Here is a 4,804-nt window from a genome sequence, read left to right as displayed (position 1 = left end):
GCCAGAGCGCCGCCGCCTGCGTTTCTCTTTCCAAATCAACAATGTCAAAGACCCGAACCGCCGAAGCGGCCCCACCGTTTAACGCCCGATGTCGGCGGAGGCGGCTATCTATCCAACCTCATATCCCGTGTCAAATCGTTTTTTCAAACTTTCTGACCCGAACCGGCGAGCCCTGGAAAACCAGGAGCGCCAGAGTGGCCAGCTTTTAGAGAAGCCAACCAGGCCGGTCAAGTCTTTATTTTGAGAAGATCTCAAAAGAACTACTTAACTGACCAACACCGCGCCGCTGAATTCTTGCGAAGTCTTGGCGGCGATGTTCGGAGCGGCGCTTCTAATGAGGCGACATTCCGGAGTCAACCAACTCTTTTTGACTTTTTCGAGCCGCCAGCGAACCAGCGATGAAGAGACAAAAAGAGGATCCCTGGGCCGCCGTGGCCGCCCCTGCGGATCCGTCACCGAGTCGATTGGAGCGCGGTGTCTAGCCAAGCGTCTGGACCGATGCAAGCTTCCTTTCGGGAGCCGCGTCGTCCGGTCGCGAAGCCGTTCCGAGCGAGGCGTTGATCTAGTCCCCGCCCCGCCTCATGGCAAGCCCCTCGCGACAATATAACGACGGTCTTTTGAAGGACCGCGGAACCTTTCGAAAAGAGCGTCCTCGAACCGCCCCCTCCTGGCGCCGACTAGTGCTGGCTCTCCGGCAGGCGGACCACGAGGCCGTCCAGCGCGTCGCTCACCTTGATCTGGCACGACAGACGGCTGTTGGGCTCGACGTTCTCGGCGAAGTCGAGCATCGACTCCTCCATGGCGGACTTGTCGCCGGTCTTCGACAGCCAGGCGTCGTCGACATAGACGTGGCAGGTCGCGCACGCGCAGGCGCCGCCGCAATCGGCGTCGATGCCCGGCACGTTGTTCTTCACCGCGCCTTCCATGACCGTAAGGCCTGGCTTGACGTCGATGGCGTGCTCGGTCCCGTCGTGTTCGATGTAGGTGATCTTGGCCATGGCTGTCCTTGTTTCCCCTTGCGGGCTTCCCCTCTTGGGCGGCTTCAGGCCGCCACGTCCTTCATTGATATCGTCGGGTCGGCGAGCTTTTCCACCGAGACGGGCGTGCGCTTGGCGATCAACTGCTTGCCCGCCATGAATTCGGGCGGCGCGTTGACGGCTTCGACCGCCTGGAGGAGATCGCCCTTCAGATGGAAGACCGCGAACCTGGCGGCGGCGACGTCGCCACGCACCACCTGGCGGTCGGCCTCGAACGGCAGGCCGGCGATCTGCAGCTTCAAATCGTACTGGTCGGACCAGAACCACGGAACCTCGGGCGCGGGACCCGGACGTCCGAGAATCGCCGAAGCGGCCTGCTTGGCCTGCTCCAGGGCGTTAGGCACGCTTTCCAGGCGGAACTGACGCTCATAGAGCGGCAAGGGCCGGTGGGTGACATCGCCGACCGCGAAGATCGACGGATCGTTGGTCCGCGCCTCCAGGTCCACGACTACGCCGTTGGCGGTCGAGAGGCCCGCGTCCTTGGCCAGCTCGTCGTTGGGAATAGCGCCGACCCCGACCAGGGCGACGTCGCAGGGCAGGACGCGGCCGCCCGACAGGCGCACGCCGACGATGCGGCCGTCCGCGCCTTCGAAGCCTTCGACGCCGGCGTTCAGTTCGAACGCCACGCCGCGCGCGCCGTGATAGTCTTGGAAGAAATGCGACAGGGTCTCGCAGGCGACGCGGGCCAGAACCCGGCTCTCGCGCTCGATCACCACGACCTCCGCCCCCAGGGCGCGGGCCGAGGCGGCCGCCTCCAGGCCGACATAGCCGCCGCCGACCACGGCCAGGCGCTTGCCCGGACCCAGGGCGTGCTTAAGCAGCTCGGCGTCGGCCGCGGTGCGCAGGGCCAGGACTCCCGCCAGATCCGCGCCGGGAATCGGCAGCTGCCGCGCGCGCGCGCCGGTGGCCAGGATCAGGAAGTCGTAAGAAATGGCCTCGCCGGAGGCCAGGGTCACCGTCTTTTCCGAACGATTGATCCGCTCGGCCACGCCGGACAGGCGCAGGGAGACGTTGTTTTCGGCGTACCAGTCGGCGGGCTTGAGCGACAGCGAGTCGGCGTCGGCCTCGCCCTTCAGCCAGGCCTTGGACAAGGGCGGGCGCTGATAGGGCAGCAGGGGCTCGTCCCCGATCAGGACGATCTGGCCCTCGTGGCCGTACTGGCGCAGAAACGCCGCGGCCGAGCCGCCGGCATGACCGGCGCCGACGATGACGACGCGTGCGTTCTGATTGACGTTAGCGCTCAATGACGCCCTCCCTTTCGTCAAAAATGACGCCGGCGTCACCTATTGGCAAGCGCCTTCGATCAAAGGCGGATCCGTGGGAGCGATAGTGAGCGCGTCAGACGACGCGCTCGACCATCATCTTCTTGATCTCGGCGATCGCCTTGGCCGGGTTCAACCCCTTCGGGCAGACCTGAGCGCAGTTCATGATCGTGTGGCAGCGATAGAGCTTGAAGGGGTCTTCAAGCGCGTCCAGGCGCTCGCCGGTCGCCTCGTCGCGGCTGTCGATCAGCCAGCGATAGGCGTGCAGCAGGGCCGCCGGACCCAGATACTTGTCGCCGTTCCACCAGTAGCTGGGGCACGAGGTCGAGCAGCAGGCGCAGAGGATGCACTCGTAGAGACCGTCGAGCTTCTCGCGGTCCTCGGGGCTCTGCTTCCACTCGGTCTGCGGCTCGGGCGTGTCGGTGTGCAGCCAGGGCTCGATCGAGGCGTACTGGGCGTAGAACAGCGTCAGGTCCGGGATCAGGTCCTTGACCACCGGCATGTGCGGCAGCGGGCTGATCTGGACGGCCTTGCCCGGGACCTCGGCCCAGCCGTGGGTGCAGGCCAGGGTGTTGCGGCCGCCGATGTTCATCGAGCACGAGCCGCAGACCCCTTCCCGGCACGACCGGCGGAAGGCCAGGGTCGGGTCGATGGTGTTCTTGATGTACAGCAGGGCGTCCAGCACCATCGGGCCCACGGCGTCCATGTCGACGTCGTAGGTGTCCCAGCGCGGATTGCCGCCCGCTTCGGGATCGTACCGATAGATCTTGAAGGTCTTGACCTTCTTGGCGCCGGCCGGCGCGGGCCAGTGCTTGCCCGACTTGACCTGCGAGTTCTTGGGGAGAGCGAGTTCGACCATCGGACCCTCAATAAACCCGTGCTTTAGGCGGGATGTAGGCGATGTCGTCGGACATCGTGTAGCTGTGAACCGGACGGAAATCGATCTTCACCTTGCCGGTCTCGACGTCGAGCCACGCCAGGGTGTGCTTCATCCATTCGGCGTCGTTGCGGTCGGCGAAGTCCTCGCGGGCGTGGGCGCCGCGGCTTTCGGTGCGGTTGGCCGCGCCGTTCACCGTGACCACCGCCTGGCCGATCAGATTGTCGAACTCCAGGGTCTCCATCAGGTCGGTGTTCCACACCAGACCGCGATCGCTGACCTTGACGTCCCCCTTCTTGGCCCAGACCTCGGCGAGACGCTTGACGCCACTGTCCAGGCTCTCGCCGGTGCGGAACACCGCCGCGTCCTCCTGCATGGCCTTCTGCATCTCAAGGCGCAGGCTGGCTGTCGGGGTCGAACCCGAGGCGTTGCGGAAGCGGTCGAAGCGGGCCAGGTGGCCATCGGTCCAGGCGTCCTTCAGTTCCGGCTGCTTGGCGCCGGGCTTGAGGATCTCGGCGCAGCGCAGGCCCGCGGCGCGGCCGAACACCACCAGATCGATCAGCGAGTTCGAGCCCAGGCGGTTGGCGCCGTGCACCGAGACGCAGGCGGCCTCGCCCACGGCCATCAGGCCCGGAATCACCTGGTCGGGGTTGTCGCCCGACTTGGTGACGACCTCGCCGTGATAGTTCGTCGGGATGCCGCCCATGTTGTAGTGGACCGTCGGCAGCACCGGGATCGGTGCCTTGGTGACGTCGACGCCGGCGAACACCTTGGCCGTTTCCGAGATGCCCGGCAGTCGCTCGGCCAGGATCTTGGGATCCAGGTGGTCGAGGTGCAGGAAGATGTGGTCCTTGTTGGGACCAACGCCACGGCCTTCGCGGATCTCGATGGTCATCGCGCGGCTGACCATGTCGCGCGGCGCCAGGTCCTTCACCGACGGGGCGTAGCGCTCCATGAAGCGCTCGCCTTCCGAGTTGGTCAGGTAGCCGCCTTCGCCGCGGGCGCCTTCGGTGATCAGGCAGCCGGCGCCGTAGATGCCGGTGGGGTGGAACTGCACGAACTCCATGTCCTGCAGCGGCAGGCCGGCGCGCAGGGCCATGGCGTTGCCGTCGCCCGTGCAAGTGTGGGCCGAGGTGGCCGAGAAGTAGGCGCGCCCGTAACCGCCCGTGGCCAGGATCACCATCTGGGCCTGGAAGCGGTGCAGGGTGCCGTCGTCGAGCTTCCACGCGGTCACGCCGCGGCAGACGCCGTCATCCATGATCAGGTCAAGGGCGAAGTACTCGATGAAGAACTCGGTGTCGTGGGCCAGGGACTGGCCGTACATCGTGTGCAGCATGGCGTGACCGGTGCGGTCGGCCGCCGCGCAGGTGCGCTGGATCGGGCCTTCGCCGTAGTTCTTGGTCATGCCGCCGAAGGCGCGTTGGTAGATCTTGCCTTCCTCGGTGCGCGAGAAGGGCACGCCCCAGTGCTCGAGCTCATAGACGGCAGCAGGGGCGTTGCGGGTCAGGTACTCGATGGCGTCCTGGTCGCCCAGCCAGTCCGACCCCTTGACGGTGTCGTACATGTGCCAGCGCCAGTCGTCCTGGCCCATGTTGCCCAGCGAGGCCGAGATGCCGCCCTGCGCGGCC

Annotated in this window: 4 protein-coding genes; all 4 read right to left on the bottom strand. The window is 66.0% G+C overall.

Translation table 11 applies throughout. From position 1 onward, the window contains the following. Positions 1 to 677: 677 nt before the first annotated feature. On the bottom strand, positions 678 to 998 hold the full coding sequence (locus VJ655_RS03565; protein WP_324098331.1) for a 2Fe-2S iron-sulfur cluster-binding protein: 321 nt from the start codon (positions 996 to 998) through the stop codon (positions 678 to 680). A 44-nt stretch (positions 999 to 1,042) separates the two neighbouring features. Continuing rightward, positions 1,043 to 2,281, bottom strand: coding sequence for an NAD(P)/FAD-dependent oxidoreductase (locus tag VJ655_RS03560; RefSeq protein ID WP_324098329.1), 1,239 nt, complete (start codon positions 2,279 to 2,281; stop codon positions 1,043 to 1,045). 94 nt (positions 2,282 to 2,375) lie between these two features. After that, entirely contained in the window at positions 2,376 to 3,158 is a 783-nt protein-coding gene (locus VJ655_RS03555; protein ID WP_324098327.1) for a succinate dehydrogenase iron-sulfur subunit, read from the bottom strand. A 7-nt stretch (positions 3,159 to 3,165) separates the two neighbouring features. Continuing rightward, a partial coding sequence (sdhA, locus tag VJ655_RS03550) for a succinate dehydrogenase flavoprotein subunit (RefSeq protein ID WP_324098325.1) occupies positions 3,166 to 4,804 on the bottom strand: 1,639 nt, incomplete at its 5' end.

It is taken from the genome of Caulobacter sp., from assembly GCF_035254145.1.
Classification (GTDB): domain Bacteria; phylum Pseudomonadota; class Alphaproteobacteria; order Caulobacterales; family Caulobacteraceae; genus Caulobacter.
The sequence above is the reverse complement of the archived record's forward strand: the minus strand, read 5'-3'. Positions and strand labels throughout refer to the sequence as shown.